This is a genomic window from Streptomyces sp. TRM70350 (assembly GCF_019219825.1).
Lineage (GTDB): Bacteria > Actinomycetota > Actinomycetes > Streptomycetales > Streptomycetaceae > Streptomyces.
Genome location: NZ_JAHUXH010000026.1, coordinates 22,503 through 47,292, shown reverse-complemented (window position 1 = coordinate 47,292; position 24,790 = coordinate 22,503). Strand labels below are relative to the sequence as shown.

Below are 24,790 nucleotides of genomic sequence, written 5' to 3'. Positions count from 1 at the left end.
CCAGCCGTGCCCCGAGCAATTGGTTCGCCAGTCGTTCGGGCGAGGTGCGATCCTGGATCGCGTATGTCTACGCACCCTGCCCCCGCCCCCGGCGCGCTCGCCCCCCGCCTCACCGCCCTCTCCCTGCGCGACGCGCACCGGCTCGGCCGCAGGCTCGAAGGCGCACGGAAGATCCGCAAGCCGGAGGCCCGTGCCGCCGTGCTCGCCGAGATCGAGGCGGAGATCGAGAAGGCCGAGGCACGCATGGCCGACCGGCGTGCCCAGGTGCCCGCGGTCACCTACCCGCCGCAGCTCCCGGTCAGCCAGAAGAGGGACGAGATCGCCGACGCCATCCGCGACCACCAGGTCGTGATCGTCGCCGGTGAGACCGGGTCCGGAAAGACGACGCAGATCCCCAAGATCTGCCTCGAACTCGGTCGCGGCGTCCGCGGCATGATCGGCCACACCCAGCCCCGCCGTATCGCCGCCCGTACCGTCGCCGAGCGGGTGGCCGAGGAGCTGGACACCCCGCTCGGTGAGGCCGTCGGCTGGAAGGTCCGCTTCACCGACCAGGTGAACCCGGACGCCACCTTCATCAAGCTGATGACCGACGGCATCCTGCTCGCCGAGATCCAGACCGACCGCGAGCTGCGCGCCTACGACACGATCATCATCGACGAGGCCCACGAGCGCTCCCTCAACATCGACTTCCTGCTCGGCTACCTCGCCCAGCTCCTCCCCAGGCGCCCCGACCTCAAGGTCGTCATCACCTCGGCGACCATCGACCCCGAGCGCTTCTCCCGGCACTTCGGCGACGCCCCGATCATCGAGGTCAGCGGCCGCACCTACCCCGTGGAGGTCCGCTACCGCCCCCTGCTCGAAGAGGACTCCGACGACGCCGACCGCGACCAGATCACCGCGATCATCGACGCCGTGGAGGAACTCCAGCAGGAGGGCCAGGGCGACATCCTGGTCTTCCTCTCCGGCGAACGCGAGATCCGCGACACCGCGGACGCCCTCACCAAGAAGCAGTACCGCTTCACGGAGATCCTCCCCCTCTACGCCCGCCTCTCCCACGCCGAGCAGCACCGCGTCTTCCAGCCCCACACCGGACGCAGGATCGTGCTGGCGACCAACGTCGCCGAGACCTCCCTCACGGTCCCGGGCATCAAGTACGTCATCGACCCCGGCTTCGCCCGGATCTCCCGCTACAGCCACCGCACCAAGGTCCAGCGCCTGCCCATCGAGCCGATCTCCCAGGCCAGCGCCAACCAGCGCAAGGGCCGCTGCGGCCGCACCAGCGACGGCATCTGCATCCGCCTCTACAGCGAGGACGACTTCCTCGCCCGCCCCGAGTTCACGGACGCGGAGATCCTCCGCACCAACCTGGCCAGCGTCATCCTGCAGATGACCGCCGCCGGCCTCGGCGACATCGAGAAGTTCCCCTTCATCGACCCGCCGGACCACCGCAACATCCGCGACGGCGTCCAACTCCTGCAGGAACTGGGCGCGCTGGACCCCACGCAGAAGGACCCGCGGGGGCGCCTCACGGACACCGGCCGCAAGCTCGCCCAGCTCCCGGTCGACCCGCGCCTGGCCCGTATGGTCCTGGAGGCCGACAAGAACGGCTGTGTCCGCGAGGTCATGGTGATAGCCGCCGCGCTCTCCATCCAGGACCCCCGCGAACGCCCCGCCGACAAACAGACCCAGGCCGACCAGCAGCACGCCCGCTTCAAGGACGAGACGAGCGACTTCCTCGCCTACCTCAACCTCTGGCGCTACCTCCGCGAGCAGCAACGCGAACGCGGCTCGTCGTCCTTCCGCCGCATGTGCAAGCAGGAGTACCTGAACTTCCTGCGCATCCGCGAATGGCAGGACATCTACACCCAGCTGCGCACGGTCGCCAAGCAGATGGGCATCCACCTCAACGAGGACGAGGCCCCCGCCGACCGCATCCACGTCTCCCTCCTCGCCGGTCTGCTCTCGCACATCGGCATGAAGGAGGTGAAGGACGGCAACAAGAACGAGTACCTGGGCGCCCGCAACGCCAAGTTCGCGATCTTCCCCGGCTCGGCCCTCTTCAAGAAGCAGCCGCGCTTCGTGATGTCCGCCGAGCTGGTGGAGACCTCCCGCCTGTGGGCCCGCGTCAACGCCAGGATCGAACCCGAGTGGGTCGAACCCCTCGCCGGGCATCTGATCAAGCGGACGTACAGCGAACCGCACTGGGAGAAGGACCAGGCCGCCGTGATGGCGTACGAGAAGGTCACGCTGTACGGCGTGCCGATCGTCGCCCAGCGGAAGGTGAACTACGGCCGGATCGACCCGGAAGTCTCCCGGGAGCTTTTCATTCGCAACGCGCTGGTCGAGGGCGACTGGCGCACGCACCACAAGTTCTTCGCCGACAACCGCAGACTCCTCACCGAGGTCGAGGAGTTGGAGCACCGGGCCCGCCGCCGGGGCATCCTGGTCGACGACGAGACCCTGTTCGACTTCTACGACCAGCGGGTCCCCGAACACGTGGTCTCCGGCGCCCACTTCGACTCCTGGTGGAAGCGCAAGCGGCACGAGCAGCCCGACTTCCTCGACTTCGAGCGCGAGATGCTGATCCGCGAGTCGGCGGAGGCGGTCACGAAGGCGGACTACCCGGACTCCTGGCGTCAGGGCCCGCTCAAGTTCAAGGTGACCTACCAGTTCGAGCCGGGCGCGGACGCCGACGGCGTCACCGTCCACATCCCGCTCCAGGTCCTCAACCAGGTCACCGAGGAGGGCTTCGACTGGCAGATCCCGGGCCTGCGGGAGGAACTGGTCACGGAGCTCATCCGCTCGCTCCCGAAGCCGATCCGCCGCAACTACGTCCCCGCGCCGAACTTCGCGAAGCGCTTCCTGGACACGGCCGTGCCGCTGCAGGAGCCCCTCACCACCACCATGGCCCGCGAGCTGAAGCGGATGGTCGGCGTGCCCCTCACCGCCGACGACTTCGACTGGGCGAAGGTCCCCGACCATCTGCGGATCACCTTCCGGATCGTCGACGAGCGGCGCCGCAAGCTGGCCGAGGACAAGGATCTTCAGGCACTGAAGCTCCAGCTGAAGCCGAAGGCCCGCAAGGCCCTCTCGCAGGCCGCCGCGGCCACCGCGGAGCGCCGGGGCGGCGAGTCCGTCGAGCGCAAGGGCCTGACCGACTGGACCATCGGCACCCTCACCCGCGTCTTCGAGACCCGCCGCGCCGGCCAGCCGGTGAAGGCGTACCCGGCGCTCGTCGACGACGGACCGACGGCGAACACGGTCTCCGTACGCCTCTTCGACACCGAGGCGGAACAGGCGGAGGCCATGTGGCAGGGCACGCGCCGCCTCATCCTGCGCAACATCCCGGTCAATCCCGCGAAATTCGCGAGCGACCGCCTGACGAACGCCCAGAAGCTCGCCCTCTCCGCCAACCCGCACGGCTCCATCCAGGCCCTGTTCGACGACTGCGCGATGGCGGCGGCGGACAAGCTGATCGCCGACTTCGGGGGGCCGGCGTGGGACGAGGGGTCGTATCGCAAGCTCTACGACAAGGTGCGCGCCGAGATCGTCGACACGACGGTGCGTACGGTGGGCCAGGTGCAGCAGGTCCTCGCCGCCTGGCAGTCCTGTGAGCGCCGCCTGAAGGCCGTACGCAGCCCCGCGCTGCTGCCGAACCTCCAGGACGTACGCAGGCAGCTGGACGCCCTTGTGAAGCCCGGGTTCGTCACGGAGACGGGGCTGGGCCGCCTGCCGCACCTGATGCGCTACCTGGTGGCCGCGGACCGCCGCCTGCAGCAGATGCCGACGAACGTCCAGCGGGACACCACGCGCATGGAGAAGGTCCACGAGATGCAGGACGAGTACGCGTGGCTGCTGGAGCAGATGCCGCAGGGCCGCCCGGTCCCCGCCTCGGTGCTGGACATCCGCTGGATGATCGAGGAACTCCGGGTCAGCTACTTCGCGCACGCGCTGGGCACGGCGTACCCCGTGTCGGACAAGCGGATCGTGAAGGCGATCGACGCGGCGGCCCCGTAACGGATCCTGCACACCAAGTGAGTTCGACCCGGCGCCCACGCTCCTGTACAGTCTCTTCTCGCAGCGCAACGCACGAATGGCGCCGCGAAACCTGGTCCTGTGGAGCAGTTTGGAGTGCTCGCCACCCTGTCAAGGTGGAGGCCGCGGGTTCAAATCCCGTCAGGACCGCACAGAGCGAGTGAGGCCCGCGCCCATCAGGGGAAGCGGGCCTCACTCATGACCACGCCCCGAACGCCGCGACCCACCCTGTCAAGGTGGAGGCCGCGCCCGCGGCGCAGCCGCAGTCGAACAGAGCACATCCCGTCAGGACCGCATCAACAAGGAGCCCGGGTTCTTCGGAACCCGGGCTCCTTCGTATGCGCTCTACGCCGTCTTGACGGCGTCACATTCGGTCGGTACTCAGAAACCAGGGCAGCACGCCCGCAGGGCCCCCGGAGGTGGCGTATGGCGGCATCGGCGAGGCATGAGACGCGGGCGCTGCTGCGTGCACATCTGTCGGCCGCGTCGTCGTACCGGCATCTCACCCGGCACTGCCCCGTCTGCCATCGCCTGCTGCGGCTCGCCATGGACTCCACGCCGCGGGCGTCGGACGCCCCGGAGGAGGGCGTCGAGCGGGAGCGTCCTTCCGGTGCATGACTCTCAACTCCCCTACCGCACATAGGTCAGAGGCAACAAGCACCCTGGCATGTGACGGGAGTCACTGCATGAGTTTCTGAAACGACGGTACTTACCCATCTCCTACAACCGGTCAATTTAATATGTGCAATTGCACCGCCCCGAAGAGATCCCTCACAGCAGCTCCGACACCCCTCCCCAGACTCCGACAAGCCCACCCACAGCCTGGTGATCCCGCGCACAAAAAAGATCGCGCTGGACCCGGCGGAGTCCAGCGCGATCGACGACGCACCCTGTCAGTTGCCTGAAGCCTTGGGCGAGGGCCCTGTTGGGGCAGAACCCGCGTCGCTTGGAGCTTGCTTTCGGACGCCTCGGCAGGTTGGGGGACCGGCCGGTTCGTCCCGTTATTCAGTTGTTCAGGCCTCGCTGCGCTGCTGCGGGATGCCCGCGAGCAGAGCGCGGACCTCGGCCTCGCGGTAGCGGCGGTGCCCGCCGAGCGTGCGGATGGACGTGAGCTTGCCGGCCTTCGCCCACCGCGTGACCGTCTTCGGGTCGACGCGGAACATCGTGGCGACCTCAGCCGGGGTCAGCAGCGGCTCGGCATCAGGGGTGCGAGCGGTCATGAGCGGCCTCCTCGGGAGAACCGAACCTTCTCGGTTCTTTCCTCTAAATTCTGCACCTTGACCCGCGTTGCCCGAAATGGCAGACGCGAGTCGAGTCGGTTATAGGACGAACGGCTTGTCCTCGGCACTACAACTACACCATCTGTCCAGCCGCGTCGGCCAAACCGATGGAATTGCCCTCCCAGGTGTTCATCAGCGACGGATGCCGATGGACCATGCCATAGCGGACAGTCACGCCACTGTGACGATCAGTCACAGGGCGATCAGGAGTCACCAGACCCCCTAAAGCGTGCAATGCGGAGAATCCACCCACAGTTGAGCACATAGGGACGGACGGAGTCCTCCCCGGACTCCTTGTCCTATTTTGGCATGAGGGCGGGCAAGGTCCGCAAGGGACGTGTACGTGCGCTCCATCACGCATGTCGCACGCATCACACACTTGACATATACGCCCAGATAGCGCTCTAGATCCCTTGTTGACGCCACGTAAGGTACGTCACAGAACAGTACGTCAGTTCGCCGAACGCAGGTCCCGCACCGACCGCCAGCGCTCCACCAGCCGCCCGTAGGCCTCGCCCGCCGCGACCCCGTCCCCGACGCGCAGCGCCTCGATGCCCTCGGCCACGTCGGCCGCCGAGTGGTCGCCCTCCAGGTCACCGGCCGGCAGGGCGTGCACCAGCCCGCCGTAGTCCAGCTCCACCAGCGAGCGCGGATGGAATTCCTCCAGCCACCGCCCGACGTCCACCAGCCCGTCGATCAGCGGCCCCTCGTCCATGGCGTTCTTGAGCGTGCGCAGGGCGCGGGCCACCCGGCGCCGGGCCTGCACCATGGGCGTGCGGTAGCGCAGCACCGGCGGGGCGTCGTCGGTGCCGCCGGAGCCCTTGTCGTACTCCCGCTCCTCGTCGGAGACGAGGACGAACCAGTTCAGCGGCACCTGCCAGGTCGCCGTGCGGATCCAGGGGCGGGCGTCGGGGTTGCCGGCCAGCCAGCGCTCGTAGTCCTGGGTCGCCTGGTGGCGCACCAATGGCGGCAGCACGGCGTCCAGGAGCGGGGGCGGGAGCTCCTCGGCGAGGCCGCCGAGCGCCTGCCAGCCGCGCAGCCGGGTCCGCCAGGGGCAGATGTGGATCACCCCTTCGGCCTCCAGCACGAAGGCGTCACCGCTCTCGTGCACCGGCACCGGGACCGGCGGCGTGGGCAGCAAGTCGGCCAGGGAGCGGCGCAGTTCGTCCTGGTACGAGGGGCGGTCGGGGCGGCGCGCGTAGCGTGCCCAGTGGTCGCGCTCCGGCTCCGGGAAGGCGGCCAGCGGCTCGTACACGCGCAGATACGCCGCATACGGAACGATCAGCGAGGACACCTTGGGCACGCCTGCTCCCTCCCCCGCCGCCTGCCGGGGAAACCTGCGGAACCCGCTCACAAACGCGCGGGAAAACTATGCAAATCGTCGCACGGACGTACTCCGTGCGGAGGTGATCCTGAGCACTGCCCGGTCGGCGCGGCCCGGAGGCTCTAATCTCGTGCTCACAGGCCCCGCCACCCGCACGGGACCCCGTCCGATCGCCGCTCTTTACCTCAGGAGTCACCACCGTGACCGACGTAACCGGCGCACCTGCTGATGTACTGCACACCCTTTTCCACTCGGACCAGGGCGGTCATGAGCAAGTCGTGCTCTGCCAGGACCGCGCGAGCGGCCTGAAGGCCGTGATCGCCATCCACTCCACCGCCCTGGGCCCCGCGCTCGGCGGTACCCGCTTCTATCCGTACGCGAACGAGGCCGAGGCCCTCGCCGACGCGCTCAACCTCGCGCGCGGGATGTCGTACAAGAACGCCATGGCCGGGCTGGACCACGGAGGCGGCAAGGCCGTGATCATCGGCGACCCCGAGCGGATCAAGACCGAGGAGCTGCTGCTGGCCTACGGCCGGTTCGTGGCCTCGCTGGGCGGCCGGTACGTCACCGCCTGTGACGTCGGTACGTACGTCGCCGACATGGACGTCGTGGCCCGCGAGTGCCGCTGGACCACCGGGCGCTCCCCGGAGAACGGCGGCGCCGGTGACTCCTCCGTCCTCACCGCCTTCGGCGTCTACCAGGGCATGCGCGCGTCCGCCCAGCATCTGTGGGGCGACCCGTCGCTGCGCGGCCGCCGGGTCGGCATCGCCGGCGTCGGCAAGGTCGGCCACCACCTGGTGGAGCACCTGATGGCGGAGGGCGCCGAGGTGTTCGTCACGGACGTGCGCGCCAAGGCCGTACGCCGGGTCACGGAGCGGCATCCGAGCGTCACGGCGGTCGCCGACACCGACGCGCTGATCCGCGTCGAGGGCCTCGACATCTACGCCCCGTGCGCGCTCGGCGGGGCGCTGAACGACTCCTCCGTTCCGGTGCTGACCGCGCGGGTGGTGTGCGGCGCGGCCAACAACCAGCTCGCCCACCCGGGTGTCGAGAAGGACCTCGCCGACCGCGGGATCCTCTACGCGCCCGACTACGTGGTGAACGCCGGTGGGGTCATCCAGGTGGCCGACGAACTGCACGGCTTCGACTTCGACCGGTGCAAGGCGAAGGCGGCCAAGATCTACGACACCACGCTGGCCATATTCGCACGTGCGAAGGACGATGGGATTCCGCCGGCCGCCGCGGCCGACCGGATCGCCGAACAGCGGATGGCGGAGGGTCGCGCGGCCCGCGGATGGTGACGTTCCGCGGGGCCCATCCGTGGGATGGAGCGGTACCTGCCGGTGGACAGTTGGAGAGAACTCTCACTTCGACCGGCGGGTCGTCCGCCAATAAGTGGTTAAAATCGCCACTGACCAGCGAGGACAGGGCGCCTCAAAGGTTCTGGGCACACGCGCGTGCTGCGGGCGACGTACCGTATGGGCGCGGGCTCAGGTACCGTGGAAGCCCTACGGACCGGTCTCTCCACGGGGAGCCCGTTCCGGATCATGAACGCGTGTCAAGACTCTGGGGCCGTCGAGCCCCGTCGTTGAGGGGGTCGAGCCATGGGGCGCGGCCGGGCCAAGGCCAAGCAGACGAAGGTCGCCCGCCAGCTGAAGTACAACAGCGGTGGGACGGACCTCTCACGCCTGGCCGAGGAGCTGGGCGCATCAACGTCGAACACGTCACCGAACACGAACGGTGACCGGTTCGAGGACGATGAGCACGACGACGACCTGTACGCACGGTACGCCGACCTCTATGAGGACGACGACGAGGACGAGGACGACGAGTCCTCGCGTCACCGTCGCGGCGCTTGACCTTGCACTGAACAGCAACCCGGTCGGTGACCTCGGTCACCGACCGGGTTCTGTGCTGCCCGCAGGGCGTCAGCCGACGGCGCTTTTAGTGTGAATGCGTCCCCACGAGGGCCGCGCCCGTCGTGTGCTCGCCCCGGTCCGTGATCTCACCGGCGACCCATGCGTCGACCCCGCGGTCGGCCAGGGTGGCGAGGGCCACCTCGGTGGACTCCTCCGGGACGATCGCGATCATGCCGACGCCCATGTTGAGGGTCTTCTCCAGCTCCAGGCGGTCGACGTCACCGGTCCTGCCGACGAGGTCGAAGACCGGCGCCGGTGTCCAGGTGGAGCGGTCGACGATCGCGTGCAGGCCGTCCGGGATCACCCGGGCCAGGTTGGCCGCGAGTCCGCCGCCGGTGATGTGGCTGAAGGCGTGCACCTCGGTGGTGCGGGTGAGCGCGAGGCAGTCCAGCGAGTAGATCTTCGTCGGCTCCAGCAGCTCCTCGCCGAGGGTGCGGCCGAAATCCTCGATGTGGGCGTCGAGGGACAGGCCCGCCTGGTTCAGCAGCACGTGCCGGACCAGCGAGTACCCGTTCGAGTGAAGTCCGGAGGACGCCATGGCGATGACCGCGTCACCCGTTCGGATACGATCCGCGCCGAGCAGCCGGTCGGCCTCCACCACGCCCGTACCGGCGCCGGCGACGTCGAAGTCGTCCTCGCCCAGCAGCCCGGGGTGCTCGGCCGTCTCACCGCCCACCAGGGCGCAGCCGGCCAGCACACAGCCCCCGGCGATGCCCTTGACGATGGCGGCGACCCGCTCGGGGTGGACCTTGCCGACACAGATGTAGTCGGTCATGAACAGCGGCTCGGCGCCGCACACCACGATGTCGTCCATGACCATCGCGACCAGGTCGTGGCCGATGGTGTCGTAGACCCCGAGCTGCCGGGCGATGTCGACCTTGGTGCCGACGCCGTCCGTGGCGGAGGCGAGCAGGGGGCGCTCGTAGCGCTTGAGGGCGGAGGCGTCGAAGAGGCCGGCGAAGCCGCCGAGGCCGCCGAGGACCTCGGGGCGCTGCGTCTTCCTCACCCACTCCTTCATCAGCTCGACCGCGCGGTCGCCCGCTTCGATGTCGACGCCCGCAGCTGCGTAGCTGGCACCAGTTGTCTCAGACATGGCGATGAGAACCTTCGTGTCGTACGGCAGGTGTGACGGGCGCCTACGGGCGGCGGATCGCGTCCGTGGCAGCCGTGGCGGCGGGCCCGGCCGCCAGCTCGGTCTCCAGGAGCTGCTTGCCCAGCAGCTCGGGGTCCGGGAGCTCCATCGGGTACTCGCCGTCGAAGCAGGCGCGGCACAGGTTCGGCTTGGCGATGGTGGTCGCCTCGATCATGCCGTCGATGGAGATGTACGCCAGGGAGTCGGCGCCGAGCGAGGTGCCGATCTCGTCGATGGTCATGCCGTTGGCGATGAGCTCGGCGCGGGTGGCGAAGTCGATGCCGAAGAAGCACGGCCACTTCACCGGCGGCGAGGAGATCCGGATGTGCACCTCGGCGGCGCCGGCCTCGCGGAGCATGCGGACCAGGGCGCGCTGGGTGTTGCCGCGGACGATCGAGTCGTCGACGACGACCAGCCGCTTGCCCTTGATGACTTCCTTCAGCGGGTTCAGCTTCAGCCGGATGCCGAGCTGGCGGATGGTCTGGGAGGGCTGGATGAACGTACGGCCGACGTACGCGTTCTTCACCAGGCCCGCACCGAACGGGATGCCGGAGGCCTCGGCGTAGCCGATGGCGGCCGGGGTGCCGGATTCCGGGGTCGGTATCACCAGGTCGGCCTCGACGGGGGCCTCCTTGGCGAGGCGGCGGCCCATCTCGACGCGGGAGAGGTACACGTTCCGGCCGGCGATGTCGGTGTCGGGGCGGGCCAGGTACACGTACTCGAAGACACAGCCCTTGGGCTTCGCGTCCGCGAATCGGGAGGAACGCAGGCCGTTCTCGTCGATGGCGAGGAACTCGCCCGGCTCCACCTCGCGGACGAAGCTGGCGCCGACGATGTCCAGGGCGGCGGTCTCGGAGGCGACGACCCAGCCGCGCTCCAGGCGGCCCAGGACGAGCGGGCGAATGCCCTGCGGGTCGCGGGCGGCGTACAGGGTGTGCTCGTCCATGAAGGCGAGGCTGAAGGCGCCCCTGACCTGCGGCAGCACGACGGGGGCGGCTTCCTCGACGGTCAGCGGTTTGCCGTCGGCGTCGACCTGGGCGGCCAGCAGGGCCGTCAGCAGGTCGGTGTCGTTGGTGGCGGCGACCCGGGTGGTACGGCCGTCCTGCTTGGGCAGGTCGGCGACCATCTCGGCGAGCTGGGCGGTGTTGACCAGGTTGCCGTTGTGGCCGAGCGCGATGGAGCCGTGCGCGGTGGCGCGGAACGTCGGCTGGGCGTTCTCCCACACCGAGGCGCCGGTTGTGGAGTAGCGGGCGTGGCCGACCGCGATGTGTCCCTGCAGGGAGCCGAGTGAGGTCTCGTCGAAGACCTGCGAGACCAGGCCCATGTCCTTGAAGACGAGGATCTGGGAGCCGTTGCTGACCGCGATTCCCGCGGATTCCTGACCCCGATGCTGGAGGGCGTAGAGCCCGAAGTACGTGAGCTTTGCGACCTCTTCGCCCGGAGCCCAGACACCGAAGACGCCGCAGGCGTCCTGGGGGCCTTTCTCACCGGGAAGCAGATCGTGATTGAGTCGACCGTCACCACGTGGCACGCCACCGAGTGTAGGCGAGGTCGACCACTGGTCCGAATTGGGGATACCGGGCGGTAAGGGGTCAACGCTCGGCGACAGCCGTCACCGTCTCGCCGTTTTCGCTGGTCAGCGTGAGGGTGCGGTGCTCCAGGCGGTAGCTCGCGGTGCCGTCGAAGAGACGCAGGAGACGCTTTTCGACTGCCATGAGTGAGGCTTCGCACATCATGCGCGTCGTGGACGCCGGCCCGAGGGTGATGCGGCCGTCGCGGACGGTGGCCTCGGCGTTGACCTTGTTGCAGGTGAGGCGGCCGCTGACCGTGCCGGTGGCCTTGTCGAAGGTGAGGTGCGCCGTGCCCTCGGCGCCCTCGGGGAGGGGCTCGGCGACCCCGTCCGGGCCGCCCTCGCCGAGGGTCGTGACCGTCCACTTCGTCCCGTACAGCGGGGCCGGGCGCTCCTCCGTCAGGCGGACGGTGTCGCCCGCGCCCGTGGTGAGGGTCAGGCGGTCGCCGCTGACCTCCGTCTTCAGGGGGCCGTCGGCCAAGGTGCGGGCGAGGTTCTCCTCGAAGGCCATGGGCTCCTCCGCGCAGGCCATCTCGGTCACCGTCGCGTCGCCGAGCCGGACGCGGTCGCCGTCGAAGGACGCCTGCGCGCTGAAGTGGTTGCAGCCGTAGTTGCCCTGGGCCGTGCCGCTCTCGTCAATCGTGACGTGCGCGTCGGTGGGGGCCTCGTGCTTCTTGCCGTCGACGGTGACGCTGTCGACGGCCCAGTGAACGCCCGTGACGGGCTTTTTGACGTCGGCGGTCGTACTGCCCGCCTGCTCGCTGCCGCAGGCGGCGGCGAGGGGGAGGAGCGCGACGGCCGCGGTGAGGGTGATGCGCTGCTTCTGCCTGTACATGCCGCTTCGACGGGGCGGGTGGGGTGGTTGGTTCCCGTCCCAGGACATCACCGGGTCTCACGACATCAGCGGAAGGAGTTTCTCCAGATCGGCCCGCTCCCCGCTCGCGCTCACCTTGGCGTTGGTGACCGCCTCCTGCCAGCTGAGGCGGCCGGTCGCGAGTCGGATCCAGGTCAGCGGGTCGGTCTCGACGACGTTCGGCGGCGTGCCCCGGGTGTGCCTCGGCCCCTCGACGCACTGCACCACGGCGTACGGCGGGATCCGCACCTCGGTCGAACCGCCGGGGGCCTTCGCGGCGAGCGCGTCGGCGAGCAGCCGGGTCGCCGCGGCGAGGGCCTGCCGGTCGTACGGGATCTGTAGCCCCGGCACGGCGGCGTTCAGGTCGTCGGTGTGGACGACCAGCTCGACGGTGCGGGTGACGACGTAGTCGGCCAGGGGGAGCGCGCCGGCGCTGGTGGGAAGCAGCCGGGCGCCCGGGTGGGCGTCGAGGTCGGCGGTGAAGCGCCGCTCGACGGCGGCGAGGTGCGCGTCGAGGTCGGGGTGCTGTTCGGCCAGGTGACGGGCGGTGTCGGCGATGGCGGGGGCGTCGGCTGCGATGGCGGAGGGCCAGTCGAGCAACTGGGCGTCCTGCCGCACCGGCTCGGGCTCACGGAGCAGCCTGGTCACGGCCGCGAGGGCCATCCCGGTGTGCGCGACCAGGTCACGTACGGTCCAGTCGGCCAGGCGGGTGGGCAGGGCGAGCTGCTCGGGCGTGAGCGTCCGGACGGCTTCCCGGACGGCGCCGAACTGGGCCAGCACGGCCGCGCGGGTCCTGGCGGGGTCGTAGGTGCGGGTGCGCTTCTTGGCCGGGGGCATGGCGGTGAGCCTAATGCTCGGGGGCTTCGTCGTGGCCGGGCCCGTGAGATGGACGTTCCTCGCGTTCTCGCCGAGGTAGGAGTGCAGGGAGACGAACCACTGGCCGGGTCTTTGCGGCTCGACGAGCACGTCGTGGCGGCCCGCCTCGGAGAGGTCCACGCGGCTCGCGGTCGGCCGGAAGCGGGTCCTCGGCCAGGGCGGGTATGTCCTGGGGCGGGTCGGACAGGTGGTCGGCGCAGCCCAGCCGCTCGGCGAGACCGTTGGCGGTGAGGACGGCGGTCTCGGCGAGGATGTCGCGGTCGTGGGCGGTGAGCCGGCCGTGGTCGGTGAACTTCGATCCCACCATCAGCTCGGCCCGCGCCCACAGTGCGCCGACGGGCCGCCCGTCCGCCTTGCCCTCGGCACACGGAAGCTGGACGACCACCCCGGAGTCGGTGAGAACGCCGGTGATCCCGCCGCCGAGCGGCTGCTGGGGGTAGGTGTGCCTGCCGTAGGGATCGACGAGGTTCTCCAGCGGGTCGTCAGCGACCACGGGACTGTCCGCGGGCAGGGCACCCACCGCGCCGGTGAAGGACCAGCGCTCGCCGCTGTCCGTGCCGTACGTCTCCCCCGCCTCGGTGCCGAAGATCTCGCAGTCCTGGGGCAGCCCGGCGGCCGGCTCGGTCGTGCCCTCGTCGGCGACCCGGTGCGAGATCGTGCCGCCCGCCGGGGACGGGGCCAGCACCCGGCCGGGCGGGACGAGTCCGGCGCACGCCTCGTCGATCTGCCGCCTGGCCTGCCAGTACCGCCACAGATCGGTGCCGCTCCGGCCGATGCCCGCGACGGCGACCAGGCACAGCAGTACGTTCGCGAACTTCCGTACGCGGTCAGCACGCGGGAGTCGACGTGAAGGCCCCGCCCTGGCAACGGGCGGGGCCTTCACGGTCGTATGGACGACGCTCAGGCGAGCAGCGCCGGAATCGTCCCCTCGTGCGCCTCGCGCAGCTCCCCCAGGGAGAGTGCGAACTCGCCCTGCACGTCCACCGAGTCTCCGTCGACGACGCCGATGCGGGTGGCCGGGAGGCCGCGCGCACCGCACATGTCGGTGAAGCGGAGTTCCTCGGAGCGCGGGACGGCGACGATGGCGCGGCCCGCGGACTCGGAGAAGAGGAACGTGAAGGCGTCCAGACCGTCGGGGACGACCAGGCGGGCGCCCTTGCCGCCGAGCAGCGCCGACTCGACGACCGCCTGGATCAGGCCGCCGTCCGACAGGTCGTGCGCGGAGTCGATCATGCCGTCGCGGGAGGCGGAGATCAGGATCTCGGCCAGCAGGCGCTCGCGCTCCAGGTCGACCTCGGGCGGCAGGCCGCCGAGGTGGTCGTGGACGACCTGGGACCAGGCCGAGCCGCCGAACTCCTCGCGCGTGTCGCCGAGCAGGTAGAGCAGCTGGCCGTCCTCCTGGAAGGCGACCGGCGTGCGGCGCGCCACGTCGTCGATCACGCCGAGGACGGCGACGACCGGCGTCGGGTGGATGGCCGCCTCGCCCGTCTGGTTGTAGAGCGAGACGTTACCGCCGGTCACCGGCGTGCCCAGCTGCTGGCAGGCGTCCGCCAGACCCCGTACCGCCTCCGCGAACTGCCACATCACCGCGGGGTCCTCGGGGGAGCCGAAGTTCAGGCAGTCCGAGACCGCGAGCGGCTTGGCGCCGGTCGTGGCCACGTTCCGGTAGGCCTCCGCGAGGGCCAGCTGCGCGCCCTTGTACGGGTCCAGCTTGGCGTACCGGCCGTTGCCGTCCGTCGCGATGGCGACGCCCAGGCCGGTCTTCTCGTCGATCCGGATCATGCCGGAGTCCTCGGGCTGGGCGAGGACGGTGTTGCCCTGCACGAAGTGGTCGTACTGCGAGGTGATCCACTTCTTCGACGCCTGGTTCGGGGACGCCACCAGCCGCAGGACCTGGTCCTTCAGCTCCTGGGAGGTCTCCGGGCGCGGCAGCTTGTTCGCGTCGTCGGCCTGGAGGGCGTCCTGCCAGGACGGGCGGGCGTAGGGGCGCTCGTACGTCGGGCCCTCGTGGGCGACGGTGCGCGGGTCGACGTCGACGATCTTCTCGCCGTGCCAGTAGATCTCCAGGCGGTCGCCGTCGGTCACCTCGCCGATGACCGTGGCGATGACGTCCCACTTCTCGCAGATCCGAAGGAAGCGGTCGACCTTGCCCGGCTCGACGACCGCGCACATCCGTTCCTGCGACTCGCTCATCAGGATCTCCTCGGGGGAGAGCGTCGAGTCGCGCAGGGGTACGTCGTCGAGGACGACCGTCATGCCGCCGGAGCCGTTGGAGGCCAGCTCGGACGTGGCACAGGACAGGCCCGCCGCGCCGAGGTCCTGGATGCCGACGACCAGCTTCTCGGCGAACGCCTCCAGGGTGCACTCGATGAGGAGCTTCTCCTGGAAGGGGTCGCCGACCTGAACGGCGGGGCGCTTGGAGGGCTTGGCGTCGTCGAAGGTCTCGGACGCCAGGATCGACGCGCCGCCGATGCCGTCGCCGCCGGTCCGGGCGCCGTACAGGATGACCTTGTTGCCCGCGCCGGACGCCTTCGCGAGGTGAATGTCCTCGTGCCGCATCACGCCGACGCAACCGGCGTTGACCAGCGGGTTGCCCTGGTAGCAGGCGTCGAAGACGACCTCGCCGCCGATGTTGGGCAGGCCCAGGCAGTTGCCGTAGCCGCCGATGCCCGCGACGACGCCGGGCAGGACCCGCTTGGTGTCGGGGTGGTCGGGGGCGCCGAAGCGCAAGGGGTCGACCACCGCGACCGGGCGGGCGCCCATCGCGATGATGTCGCGGACGATGCCGCCGACACCCGTGGCCGCGCCCTGGTAGGGCTCCACGTACGACGGGTGGTTGTGCGACTCCACCTTGAAGGTGACCGCGTAACCCTGGCCGACGTCCACGACACCGGCGTTCTCGCCGATGCCGACGAGCAGGGCGTCCGACTGGGGTGCCTTCTCGCCGAACTGGCGCAGGTGGACCTTGGAGGACTTGTACGAGCAGTGCTCGGACCACATCACCGAGTACATGGCGAGCTCGGCGCCGGTCGGGCGGCGGCCGAGGATCTCGACGATCCGCTCGTACTCGTCCTTCTTCAGGCCCAGTTCGGCCCAGGGCAGCGCGACGTCGGGGGTAGCGGCCGCGTGCTCGACCGTGTCCAGAGGCGTCCTGCTCATGCGCCCACCAGCTTCTTGATGATCGAGGTGAAGAAGGGGAGACCGTCGGTGCGGCCGGTGCCGATGATCGGCTCCACGGCGTGCTCCGGGTGCGGCATCAGGCCTACGACGTTTCCGGCCTCGTTGGTGATGCCGGCGATGTCCCGCAGCGAACCGTTCGGGTTGAAGTCGAGGTAGCGGAAGACGACCCGGCCCTCCGCCTCCAGCATGTCCAGGGTGCGCGCGTCGGCGACGTACCGCCCGTCCATGTTCTTCAGCGGGATGTGGATCTCCTGGCCGGCGACGAAGTCGCTGGTGAAGGCGGTGTTCGCGCTCTCCACCCGGAGCTTTTGGTCGCGGCAGATGAAGTGCAGGTGGTCGTTGCCGAGCATCGCGCCGGGCAGCAGATGGGCCTCGGTGAGGATCTGGAAGCCGTTGCAGATGCCGAGGACCGGCAGTCCGGCCTTCGCCTGCTCGATGAGGGGCTCCATCACCGGCGAGAAGCGGGCGATGGCACCGGCGCGCAGATAGTCGCCGTAGGAGAAGCCACCGCACAGCACCACCGCGTCGACCTGCCTGAGGTCCTTGTCCTTGTGCCACAGGGCGACGGGTTCGGCGCCGGCGAGGCGGATCGCGCGCTGCGTGTCCCGGTCGTCGAGGCTGCCCGGGAAAGTGACGACGCCAATACGAGCGGTCACTTCACGGCCTCCGCGACTTCCTCCACCTTGACGGTGAAGTCCTCGATCACGGTGTTGGCGAGGAAGGATTCCGCGAGCTCGTGGATGCGGGCGAGCGCGGCCTCGTCGACCGGTCCGTCCACTTCCAGTTCGAATCGCTTTCCCTGACGTACGTCGGAGATGCCGTCGAAACCGAGGCGCGGCAGTGCGCGCTGCACCGCCTGGCCCTGGGGGTCGAGGATCTCCGGCTTGAGCATGACGTCGACTACGACGCGTGCCACTGGCACTCCCGGTGTGTGGTGCTGAGCAGGTTCCTTCAGACTACCCGCACAAAATTTCTACGCGGGTAGAGTTGTAGGAAGCTACGGATCGATGGTCACGGTCAGGCATCGGCATGCGCGTGTTCACGAAAAGTTCCAGGAAAGATCCGAGATCCACCCGCGAGAGCTATTGCGTTGGGACACGCGGAGAGATTTAGTCGGGCTTCACAATGCTTTGCCGGGCACTGTACAAATGAATTGGCAAATAGCCGACACTCGGCACGTCGTCGCAGCTGAGCTGGATAGACGGCCGTACGAAGGGACCGATATTCGTGGCGCAGAAGGTCGTGGTCACTCTCTTTGACGACATCGACGGCTCGGAAGCGGCGGAAACGATCGCCTTCGGACTCGACGGCAAGTCGTACGAGATCGACCTGAATGAAGCCAATGCCAGGAAACTGCGTAAGGCGCTCGCGCCCTACGTGGAGGCCGGCCGCAAGCGGTCGAAGTCGGGCAAGGCCTACCGGCAGACGGAGGTCGCCCCCGACCCGGCGGCCGTACGGGCCTGGGCGCAGGCCAACAAGATGGACGTCCCCGCGCGGGGCCGCATCCCGAAGAAGGTCTACGAGGCGTTCGCCGCGGCCCAGTGAGCCGCGCTCGACGGCCGCTCACGCGCCCCTCGGAGCAACCGACTTGCACAGCACCCCAGGTGATCAGCTAGAGTCTGGAGCACGCCGAGGGGCGGGGCCGGAAAAGCCCAGCTCACGGAGTTATGCGGGTGTAGTTCAGTAGTAGAACATCCCCCTTCCAGGGGGAAGGCGCAGTGTGCGATTCCTGTCACCCGCTCCAGCATCGTCGTACCAACCACTCTTGTGGATCAGGTAGGCTGGTGCTCGCACCGGTCAGTGAAAGCTGATCGGGAGCAATGCGGACGTAGCTCAGTTGGTAGAGCGCAACCTTGCCAAGGTTGAGGTCGCGAGTTCGAGCCTCGTCGTCCGCTCCATTGTGAAAGGCCCCGGTCATCGACCGGGGCTTTTGACGTGTTCCCCGTGTACCCCGAACTCCTCTATGCCTTCTGACATTTGTCATGTGCAGTGATGACACCGCGCACTGCTCCCGGGTTTCCGCCGCCGGGATGCTGAAGCCATGAACACGGACGAACACGAGCACGTGATCGAGGTCACCGACCTGAGGCGTGTGTACGGGGGCGGGTTCGAGGCGGTGCGCGGGATCACGTTCCACGTGAAACATGCCGAGGTCTTCGCGCTGCTGGGCACCAACGGGGCGGGCAAGACCTCCACCGTCGAACTGCTGGAGGGCCTCGCGGCACCGGCCGGGGGCCGGGTGCGGGTGCTGGGCCACGATCCCTACGCCGAGCGGGCCGCCGTACGGCCACGGACCGGGGTGATGCTGCAGGAGGGCGGCTTTCCGTCGGAGCTGACCGTCGGGGAGACGGTCCGGATGTGGGCGGGCTGTACGAGCGGGGCGCGACCTGTGGACGAGGCGCTGGAGCTGGTCGGGCTCGGCAAGCGGTCCGGCGTCCGGGTGAAGCAGTTGTCCGGGGGCGAACGGCGGCGGCTGGATCTGGCGCTCGCGCTGCTCGGCAAGCCCGAGGTGCTGTTCCTGGACGAGCCGACGACCGGGCTGGACGCCGAAGGTCGGCGGGACACCTGGGAGTTGGTCCGGCGGCTGCGGGACACCGGGACGACGGTGCTACTGACCACCCACTACCTGGAGGAGGCCGAGGGGCTGGCCGACCGGCTGGCGATCCTGCACGAGGGACGCATCGCCGCGGCCGGGACACCCGCCGAGGTGACGGCATCCCAGCCGGCCCGGATCTCCTTCGAGCTCCCCGAGGGCTACTTCCTCGGGGATCTGCCGTCCCTGAGCGAGCTGGGGGTCGTCGGACACGAGGTGGACGGGCGGGTCGTACGGCTGCGGACGCACGAGGTGCAGCGGACGGCCACCGAGTTGCTGGTGTGGGCCCGGGGAGCAGGGGTCGAACTGCGCAGGCTGGATGTGCGGTCGGCCTCGCTGGAGGAGGCGTTCCTGCAGATCGCGGGGCGGATGTCCGCTGACCGGAAGGAGGAGGTGGCGGCCGTATGACCACGGTCACCGGACGCATGAACGCCCTCGCGCGGGCGGAGCTGACCCTGCTGGGGCGCAGCCGGGCGACGCTCGTCACTGCGGTGCTCGTACCGCTTCTGCTGCCACTGAGCGTGCGGTCCGCGATCGTCGGGATGGATCTGGCGGACGCCGGTCTCACGGTCGGGACCGTGCTGCTGCCCGCCGCGATCGGGTTCTCGCTGCTCTTCGCGGTCTACGCGGCGCTCACCAATGTGTATGTGGTGCGGCGCGAGGAGCTGGTGCTGAAGCGGTTGCGCACCGGTGAGGTGCGGGACGGGGAGATCCTCGTCGGGGCGGCGCTGCCGGCCTCCGGGATCGGGCTGGTGCAGTGCCTGCTGCTCGCGGCCGGCTGCACGGTCCTGATGGACCTCGGGGCGCCGCCCGCTCCACATCTCGCGGTGGCCGGTGTGCTGTTGGGGCTCGGGCTGTGCGGGGCGCTGGCGGCGGTCACGGCCGCGTTCACCAGGACGGCGGAGAGTGCCCAGGTGACCAGTCTGCCGGTGATGTTCGTGTCCATGCTCGGCTCGGGCATGGTCGTCCCGCTGGAACTGCTGCCCGACCGGCTGGCCTCGGTGTGCGAGCTGCTGCCGCTGACGCCCGCCATCACGCTGGTGCGCGGCGCGTGGACCGGGGATCTGCCGGTGTCCGAGGCGCTGGGTGCCGTGGCGGTGGCACTGGCCTGGACTGTCGTCGCCGTGTTTGCTGTACGGCGGTGGTTCCGGTGGGAGCCGCGGCGCTGACGGAGGGGAGTGGCGGGCAGGTGTCCGGGCCGGGGAGCTGGTGGCGCAAGAAGAGCACGCCGGCGAAGGTGGAGACGTACACGCGGTGGTCGTTCCACTTCTTCGCGCTGATCGAGGTCGGGCTGTTCGGTCTCCCGGTCCTCGGTCAGGGGCGGCTGCCGCACGCGGTCTGGCTGTTTCTGCTGGTGTGCGGGCACGCCCTGTTCGCCGCGGTGGTCGCTGCCCGGGCGCTGGACTGGACGCGTGGTGTACGCCCGCAGCCCCTGCGGCTGATGGGGGCGCTCGGGGCGGTCAGCGCGCTGTTCGCAGTCACCGTGCTCGTGTTCGTCGACCGTGGGCTGGCCGGCGATGACGCCAGGAACGCCCTGAGCACGCTGTTGGCCGGTCTGCTGGCCTTCGGCGTCGGGGCGATCACGATCGGCATCCGCAGTCGGCGCCGGGTGCTGGGGCTGGTGCTCGGCTTGTCGGCGGGCACCGGCCTGGTGGCCTTCGCGCTGGGCGACCCCGCCGTGGCGGCGCTGGCCATGGCGCTGGCGGTGCTGTTCGCCATGGGCTTCTTCGCCTTCACCTCCGTCTTCTCCGTCTGGCTGCTCAACGCCGTCTACGAACTCGACACCGCCCGTGAGACCCGGGCGCGGCTGGCCGTCGCGGAGGAACGGCTGCGGTTCGGGCGGGACATGCACGACGTGATGGGGCGCAACCTCGCCGTGATCGCCCTGAAGAGCGAGCTGGCCGTGCAGTTGGCGCGGCGCGGGCGGGCCGAGGCCGTGGACCAGATGATCGAGGTGCAGCGCATCGCGCAGGAGTCGCAGCGGGAGGTACGGGATGTCGTACGGGGTTACCGGGAGGCCGACCTCGGTGCCGAACTCGCCGGGGCGCAAGGGGTGCTGATGGCGGCCGGGATCGCCTGCGAGGTGTCCGGGGAGGGCGCGGCCGCCGGGCTGCCGGGTGAGGTGCAGTCGACGCTGGGCTGGGTGGTGCGCGAGGCCACCACCAATGTGCTGCGGCACGGGGATGCCGGGCTGTGTGTCGTGGGGCTCAGGGTCGCTGAGGGGCGAGTGGTGTTGACGGTGGAGAACAACGGTGCTTCCGGGGCCAGTGGTGCGGGAGGGGGGTCGGGTCTTGCCGGGCTGCGGGAGCGGTTGGCCGCCGTGGAGGGAACGCTGGAGGCCGGGCCGGTCGGACAGGGTGTGTTCCGGGTGGTGGCGGAGGTGCCGTTGACTGCCGCTGTGCGTGAGGTGGCCTCGTGACGGTGCGCGTGCTGCTCGCCGACGACGAGCATCTCATCCGGGGTGCGCTGGCCGCCCTGTTGGCGCTGGAGGACGACCTCATCGTGGTCGCCGAGGCGGCGAGCGGGCCGGAGGCGCTGGCGATGGCCCGGGCGCACGAGCCCGATGTGGCGGTGCTGGATCTCCAGATGCCGGGCGCCGACGGTGTGAAGGTCGCCACAGCGCTGCGGGCCGAGCTGCCCGGCTGCCAGGTGCTGATCGTCACCAGCCACGGCCGGCCGGGGCACCTGAAGCGGGCGCTGGCTGCGGGCGTGCGGGGGTTCGTGCCGAAGACGGTCAGCGCGCAGCGGCTCGCGGAGATCATTCGTACCGTCCATGCCGGGAACCGGTACGTCGACCCGGAGTTGGCCGCCGACGCCATCTCCGCCGGGGACTCCCCGCTCACCGCGCGGGAGGCCGAGGTGCTGGAGCTGGCCGCCGACGGGGCGCCCGTCGCCGAGATCGCCGAGCGGGCCGCGCTGTCCCAGGGGACCGTGCGGAACTACCTGTCGTCGGCCGTGTCGAAGCTCGGGGTGGAGAATCGGCATGCGGCTGTGCGTCTCGCTCGCGAGCGAGGTTGGGTATAGTTGCTGTCGCGCCCCGGCGCACTGCGGACGTAGCTCAGTTGGTAGAGCGCAACCTTGCCAAGGTTGAGGTCGCGAGTTCGAGCCTCGTCGTCCGCTCTGTATGAGCCTCCCGGTTTCGGCTGGGGGGCTTTTTCGTTCGGGCCGGGGGCTTTCGTTCGGCTCCGGGGTTTCTCCTCGGGCCGGAGGCTTTCCCATCGGGCCGGGGGCTGCCCGACCCGGCCGGGAGCTTTTCCATCGGCCCGGGGGCTGCCCGACCCGGCCGGGAGCTTTCCCATCGGCCCAGGGGCTGCCCGACCCGGCCGGGAGCTTTCCCTTCAGCCCGGGGGCTGCCCGTCGCTTACGACCAGCGGGTGCCTGTCAGGCGCTCGTACGCCTCCACGTACTTGGCGCGGGTCGCGGCCACGACCTGCTGTGGCAGCGCGGGCGGGGGCTGTTCGCTGCTGCGGTCCCAGCCGGACTCGGGGGAGGTCAGCCAGTCACGGACGTACTGCTTGTCGTACGACGGCTGCGCGCGGCCCGGCTGCCACTGGTCGGCCGGCCAGAAGCGGGAGGAGTCCGGGGTGAGGACCTCGTCGGCGAGGACCAGGGTGTCGCCGTCGAAGCCGAACTCGAACTTCGTGTCCGCCAGGATGATCCCCCGGTCGCGGGCGATGTCGCGGGCGCGGGAGTAGATGGCGAGGGTGGCCTGGCGCAGCTGGGCGGCGGTGTCGACGCCGACCTGGCGGGCCACCTCCTCGTAGGAGACGTTCTCGTCGTGCTCGCCGACCTCGGCCTTGGTGGCCGGGGTGAAGATCGGGGCGGGGAGCTCGGAGCCGTCGACGAGGCCTTCGGGGAGAGCGAGGCCGCAGACCGTACGCGACTCGTTGTACTCGACGAGGCCGGAGCCGGTGAGATAGCCGCGGGCCACGCACTCCACGGGCACCATGCGCAGCGACTTGCAGACCAGGGTGCGGCCCGCCCAGTCGGCGGGGGCGTTGTCCGGGAGGTCGGTGCTCACGACGTGGCCGGGAACCAGGTCGGCGAGCTGGTCGAACCACCACAGGGAGAGCTGGGTGAGGACACGGCCCTTGTCGGGGATCTCGGTCGGCAGCACCCAGTCGTAGGCGGAGATACGGTCGCTGGCGACCATCACGAGGTCGCCCGCCTCGTTCTGGTACAGGTCGCGCACCTTGCCGGTGTGCAGATGCACCAGGCCCGGAACCTCGGTCGGCTCGGGCTTTTCGACGAATCCGGACACGGTTCCTCCCCGTGGTTCTGTCCAAGTGAGTCGATTCTCCCGTACCAGGGAGTGATCAAGGACAGTGGGTCGGCCGGGCGGGCCGTCAGTCGCGTTTGCAGATGCGGTCCAGGAGGTTGGCGGTGGCACGCTGGATACGGGCATCTACGTGGCCGGGGCGGTCCAGGGCCGGGGACCATGCGAACGTTCCGGCCGCGAAGACCAGGGCGCCGGAGGGCGCGCGGTAGAGGGACGTCTCCTGGTGGCGGAGGACGCCTTCGCTGTCGGTGTAGGGGGAGTGCGCGAGCAGGATGCGCTCGTCGTGGTCGGGGAGCGGGGTGCGCGGGAAGTAGCGGTCGGCCTCGCCCGCGACCAGGCCCGCGATCTCGTCGCCCTCGTGCGCGCCGGTCGCCTCCCACAGCCAGTGGTCGGCGTTACGGACGATCAGCGGGTGCGGCTCGGGGACCCGGCCCTGGTACTGGATGCCGATCAGCTGCTGCTCCGGGCGGTCGATCTCCCGCCACAGCACCGGCTTGCCCGGGCCCTTGCGCTTGCGGCAGGTCAGGAGGCGGTCCGGGGTGCCGGACGGGGAGGGGCCCAACTCCACCTGCCAGTACAAGGTGTTGGAGGAGAGGAAGACGAGGGATGTGCCGTTCTCACGGGCCAGCTCCACCGTGCGGCGCATGTTCGCCGACCAGTACTCGTCGTGGCCCGGGAAGACCAGGCCCCGGTAGCGGGTGGGGTCGACGCGGCCGGCGTGCAGGTCGCGGGCGTCGGCGTAGGCGAGGTCGTAGCCGTAGCGCTCGACCCAGCGGATGAAGTCGTAGGCGTGGCCCACGTGCAGGGGCAGGCCCGCGCCCGCGTACGGCCGGTCGAAGGAGACGGTCGTCGCGGCGTCGGCCTCGCCGAGCAGCCGCCCGTTCTGGTCCCAGGCGTGGTAGAGGCTCGCGCCGGTGCGGCCGTCCTCGGGATAGAGGTTGTACGCCTGCCAGGTGATGTCCGGGAGTAACAGCAGCAGGTCGGCCGGGTGGTCGTCGCGGACCGTGAACGGGACGTGGGAGCGGTAGCCGTCGGCGGTGGTGAGGACGGCGACGTACGCGCCGACGGTCCAGTGCGACGGGATCTGCAGGCGCCAGGAGAGCCACCAGTGGTGGCAGGAGACCGTGCGGTCGGCGGTGAGCGGTGGGGGCTGGACGATGCCGGAGAGGCGGGGGCTGGTGGTGATCTTGGCCGCGCCGTCGCCGCCGTAGTGGCCGATGCGGTAGATGTCGACGGCGAATTCCTGGGGCGGGTCGACGGTGACGTGGAAGTCGACGGCCTCGCCGGGGGCGACCGCGCCGGTGGAGACGAAGCCCTTGATCTGGCGGTGTACGTCGTCGGCGGCTCGGGGGCCGCCGGAGCGGGGGGCGGGGACGCGCGGGGTGGTGGCGCCGGGGGGCTGCGTCTGCTGGGCGCCGGGGGCCGGGTCCACGTACCAGGGGACCACCTTTCCGGTGTCGTCGAAGTATGTCTCGCTGCCGCGCAGCCAGGGGAGCGGGCCCTGGCCGAAGGGATCCGTCACGGCGTGTGCCAGTGCTCCCGACTCCCAGCGACGAATCTGCTCCGACTCCATGGTCGCTTCCCCTCCCTCGGCGCCGTTTTGTCGTGCTGCTCGCTTGTCGTGGGTCTTCGTGGGTCTGTCGTGGGTCTTCGTGGGTCTTCGTGGGTCGTTCGTTGAGCGGCGGGCGTGCTGTGGCGTTCGCGCGGCGTTCGTATGACTGTCTTATGTCGAGCGCGATTGCCATGTGC

21 protein-coding genes and 4 tRNA genes are annotated in these 24,790 nt (G+C 69.9%); 13 read left to right on the top strand and 12 right to left on the bottom strand.

Annotated elements, in window-relative coordinates:
* Positions 1 to 63 precede the first annotated feature (63 nt).
* The 3 genes from hrpA (at position 64) to KWI83_RS29255 (ending at position 4,653) form a co-directional block, all read left to right on the top strand.
* Positions 64 to 4,017 (top strand): ATP-dependent RNA helicase HrpA, encoded by a 3,954-nt coding sequence (gene hrpA, locus KWI83_RS29265; protein ID WP_218517385.1) that lies wholly within the window; start codon positions 64 to 66, stop codon positions 4,015 to 4,017.
* A gap of 93 nt (positions 4,018 to 4,110) precedes the next feature.
* A tRNA-Asp gene (locus KWI83_RS29260) sits at positions 4,111 to 4,185 on the top strand.
* A 276-nt stretch (positions 4,186 to 4,461) separates the two neighbouring features.
* The gene (locus KWI83_RS29255; RefSeq protein WP_218517384.1) at positions 4,462 to 4,653 is read left to right on the top strand and encodes a DUF6274 family protein; all 192 of its coding nucleotides are present in this window, start codon (positions 4,462 to 4,464) and stop codon (positions 4,651 to 4,653) included.
* Between the two features lie 395 nt (positions 4,654 to 5,048).
* Here KWI83_RS29255 and bldC read toward each other — a convergent pair whose 3' ends face one another.
* Both bldC and KWI83_RS29245 read right to left on the bottom strand, forming a co-directional pair.
* Positions 5,049 to 5,255 (bottom strand): developmental transcriptional regulator BldC, encoded by a 207-nt coding sequence (bldC, locus tag KWI83_RS29250; RefSeq protein WP_003949541.1) that lies wholly within the window; start codon positions 5,253 to 5,255, stop codon positions 5,049 to 5,051.
* Between the two features lie 511 nt (positions 5,256 to 5,766).
* A complete protein-coding gene (locus KWI83_RS29245; RefSeq protein WP_218517383.1) occupies positions 5,767 to 6,618 on the bottom strand; it encodes a hypothetical protein in 852 nt (283 codons plus the stop codon).
* Between the two features lie 221 nt (positions 6,619 to 6,839).
* On the opposite strand from KWI83_RS29245, the gene KWI83_RS29240 reads away from it, so the two are divergent.
* Positions 6,840 to 7,940, top strand: a complete 1,101-nt coding sequence (locus KWI83_RS29240) for a Glu/Leu/Phe/Val dehydrogenase dimerization domain-containing protein (protein WP_218517382.1) — start codon at positions 6,840 to 6,842, stop codon at positions 7,938 to 7,940.
* A gap of 303 nt (positions 7,941 to 8,243) precedes the next feature.
* Positions 8,244 to 8,498, top strand: coding sequence for a DUF3073 domain-containing protein (locus KWI83_RS29235; protein ID WP_171117712.1), 255 nt, complete (start codon positions 8,244 to 8,246; stop codon positions 8,496 to 8,498).
* An 85-nt stretch (positions 8,499 to 8,583) separates the two neighbouring features.
* Here KWI83_RS29235 and purM read toward each other — a convergent pair whose 3' ends face one another.
* The 8 genes from purM to purS form a co-directional block, all read right to left on the bottom strand.
* Positions 8,584 to 9,651 carry a phosphoribosylformylglycinamidine cyclo-ligase gene (gene purM / locus KWI83_RS29230; RefSeq protein WP_218517381.1) on the bottom strand — a complete coding sequence of 356 codons (1,068 nt, stop codon included), beginning with the start codon at positions 9,649 to 9,651 and terminating at the stop codon, positions 8,584 to 8,586.
* Positions 9,652 to 9,694: 43 nt separating this feature from the next.
* Complete coding sequence (gene purF, locus KWI83_RS29225) at positions 9,695 to 11,221, bottom strand: amidophosphoribosyltransferase (RefSeq protein WP_218517380.1); 1,527 nt, start codon at positions 11,219 to 11,221, stop codon at positions 9,695 to 9,697.
* Between the two features lie 61 nt (positions 11,222 to 11,282).
* Positions 11,283 to 12,095: an META domain-containing protein gene (locus tag KWI83_RS29220; RefSeq protein ID WP_218517379.1), complete on the bottom strand. Its 813-nt coding sequence runs from the start codon at positions 12,093 to 12,095 to the stop codon at positions 11,283 to 11,285.
* 57 nt (positions 12,096 to 12,152) lie between these two features.
* Entirely contained in the window at positions 12,153 to 12,950 is a 798-nt protein-coding gene (locus tag KWI83_RS29215; protein WP_218517378.1) for a maleylpyruvate isomerase family mycothiol-dependent enzyme, read from the bottom strand.
* A gap of 10 nt (positions 12,951 to 12,960) precedes the next feature.
* A complete protein-coding gene (locus KWI83_RS29210; protein ID WP_218517377.1) occupies positions 12,961 to 13,872 on the bottom strand; it encodes a hypothetical protein in 912 nt (303 codons plus the stop codon).
* Between the two features lie 17 nt (positions 13,873 to 13,889).
* A complete protein-coding gene (gene purL / locus KWI83_RS29205) occupies positions 13,890 to 16,148 on the bottom strand; it encodes a phosphoribosylformylglycinamidine synthase subunit PurL (protein WP_218517376.1) in 2,259 nt (752 codons plus the stop codon).
* Positions 16,145 to 16,825 (bottom strand): phosphoribosylformylglycinamidine synthase subunit PurQ, encoded by a 681-nt coding sequence (gene purQ / locus KWI83_RS29200; protein WP_218517375.1) that lies wholly within the window; start codon positions 16,823 to 16,825, stop codon positions 16,145 to 16,147. Before purQ ends, purL begins: the two co-directional genes overlap by 4 nt.
* Positions 16,822 to 17,085: a phosphoribosylformylglycinamidine synthase subunit PurS gene (purS, locus tag KWI83_RS29195; protein ID WP_189696117.1), complete on the bottom strand. Its 264-nt coding sequence runs from the start codon at positions 17,083 to 17,085 to the stop codon at positions 16,822 to 16,824. Before purS ends, purQ begins: the two co-directional genes overlap by 4 nt.
* 311 nt (positions 17,086 to 17,396) lie before the next feature.
* Here purS and KWI83_RS29190 point away from each other — a divergent pair, with 311 nt between their 5' ends.
* From KWI83_RS29190 to KWI83_RS29155, 8 genes are all read left to right on the top strand, one after another.
* Positions 17,397 to 17,714 (top strand): Lsr2 family protein, encoded by a 318-nt coding sequence (locus KWI83_RS29190; protein WP_218517374.1) that lies wholly within the window; start codon positions 17,397 to 17,399, stop codon positions 17,712 to 17,714.
* A 124-nt stretch (positions 17,715 to 17,838) separates the two neighbouring features.
* A tRNA-Gly gene (locus KWI83_RS29185) sits at positions 17,839 to 17,913 on the top strand.
* A 78-nt stretch (positions 17,914 to 17,991) separates the two neighbouring features.
* Positions 17,992 to 18,067, top strand: a tRNA-Gly gene (locus tag KWI83_RS29180).
* 143 nt (positions 18,068 to 18,210) lie between these two features.
* The gene (locus KWI83_RS29175) at positions 18,211 to 19,170 is read left to right on the top strand and encodes an ABC transporter ATP-binding protein (protein ID WP_218517373.1); all 960 of its coding nucleotides are present in this window, start codon (positions 18,211 to 18,213) and stop codon (positions 19,168 to 19,170) included.
* Entirely contained in the window at positions 19,167 to 19,931 is a 765-nt protein-coding gene (locus KWI83_RS29170) for an ABC transporter permease (protein ID WP_218517372.1), read from the top strand. The genes KWI83_RS29175 and KWI83_RS29170 overlap by 4 nt, the downstream gene beginning before the upstream one ends.
* The gene (locus tag KWI83_RS29165) at positions 19,913 to 21,181 is read left to right on the top strand and encodes a sensor histidine kinase (protein ID WP_374106404.1); all 1,269 of its coding nucleotides are present in this window, start codon (positions 19,913 to 19,915) and stop codon (positions 21,179 to 21,181) included. The genes KWI83_RS29170 and KWI83_RS29165 overlap by 19 nt, the downstream gene beginning before the upstream one ends.
* A 2-nt stretch (positions 21,182 to 21,183) precedes the next feature.
* The gene (locus KWI83_RS29160; protein ID WP_218517425.1) at positions 21,184 to 21,786 is read left to right on the top strand and encodes a response regulator transcription factor; all 603 of its coding nucleotides are present in this window, start codon (positions 21,184 to 21,186) and stop codon (positions 21,784 to 21,786) included.
* A 23-nt stretch (positions 21,787 to 21,809) separates the two neighbouring features.
* A tRNA-Gly gene (locus tag KWI83_RS29155) sits at positions 21,810 to 21,882 on the top strand.
* Between the two features lie 241 nt (positions 21,883 to 22,123).
* Here KWI83_RS29155 and KWI83_RS29150 read toward each other — a convergent pair.
* Both KWI83_RS29150 and KWI83_RS29145 read right to left on the bottom strand, forming a co-directional pair.
* Entirely contained in the window at positions 22,124 to 23,023 is a 900-nt protein-coding gene (locus KWI83_RS29150) for a phosphoribosylaminoimidazolesuccinocarboxamide synthase (protein WP_218517371.1), read from the bottom strand.
* Positions 23,024 to 23,108: 85 nt separating this feature from the next.
* Complete coding sequence (locus tag KWI83_RS29145) at positions 23,109 to 24,614, bottom strand: N,N-dimethylformamidase beta subunit family domain-containing protein (protein ID WP_218517370.1); 1,506 nt, start codon at positions 24,612 to 24,614, stop codon at positions 23,109 to 23,111.
* Positions 24,615 to 24,790: the final 176 nt, after the last annotated feature.

Coding starts and splice junctions, on each gene's coding strand:
- hrpA (WP_218517385.1), top strand. CDS start 64: ATGTCTACGCACCCTGCCCCCGCCCCCGGCGCGCTCGCCCCCCGCCTC.
- KWI83_RS29255 (WP_218517384.1), top strand. CDS start 4,462: ATGGCGGCATCGGCGAGGCATGAGACGCGGGCGCTGCTGCGTGCACAT.
- bldC (WP_003949541.1), bottom strand. CDS start 5,255: ATGACCGCTCGCACCCCTGATGCCGAGCCGCTGCTGACCCCGGCTGAG.
- KWI83_RS29235 (WP_171117712.1), top strand. CDS start 8,244: ATGGGGCGCGGCCGGGCCAAGGCCAAGCAGACGAAGGTCGCCCGCCAG.
- purM (WP_218517381.1), bottom strand. CDS start 9,651: ATGTCTGAGACAACTGGTGCCAGCTACGCAGCTGCGGGCGTCGACATC.
- KWI83_RS29220 (WP_218517379.1), bottom strand. CDS start 12,095: ATGTACAGGCAGAAGCAGCGCATCACCCTCACCGCGGCCGTCGCGCTC.
- KWI83_RS29215 (WP_218517378.1), bottom strand. CDS start 12,950: ATGCCCCCGGCCAAGAAGCGCACCCGCACCTACGACCCCGCCAGGACC.
- purL (WP_218517376.1), bottom strand. CDS start 16,148: ATGAGCAGGACGCCTCTGGACACGGTCGAGCACGCGGCCGCTACCCCC.
- KWI83_RS29175 (WP_218517373.1), top strand. CDS start 18,211: ATGAACACGGACGAACACGAGCACGTGATCGAGGTCACCGACCTGAGG.
- KWI83_RS29170 (WP_218517372.1), top strand. CDS start 19,167: ATGACCACGGTCACCGGACGCATGAACGCCCTCGCGCGGGCGGAGCTG.
- KWI83_RS29145 (WP_218517370.1), bottom strand. CDS start 24,614: ATGGAGTCGGAGCAGATTCGTCGCTGGGAGTCGGGAGCACTGGCACAC.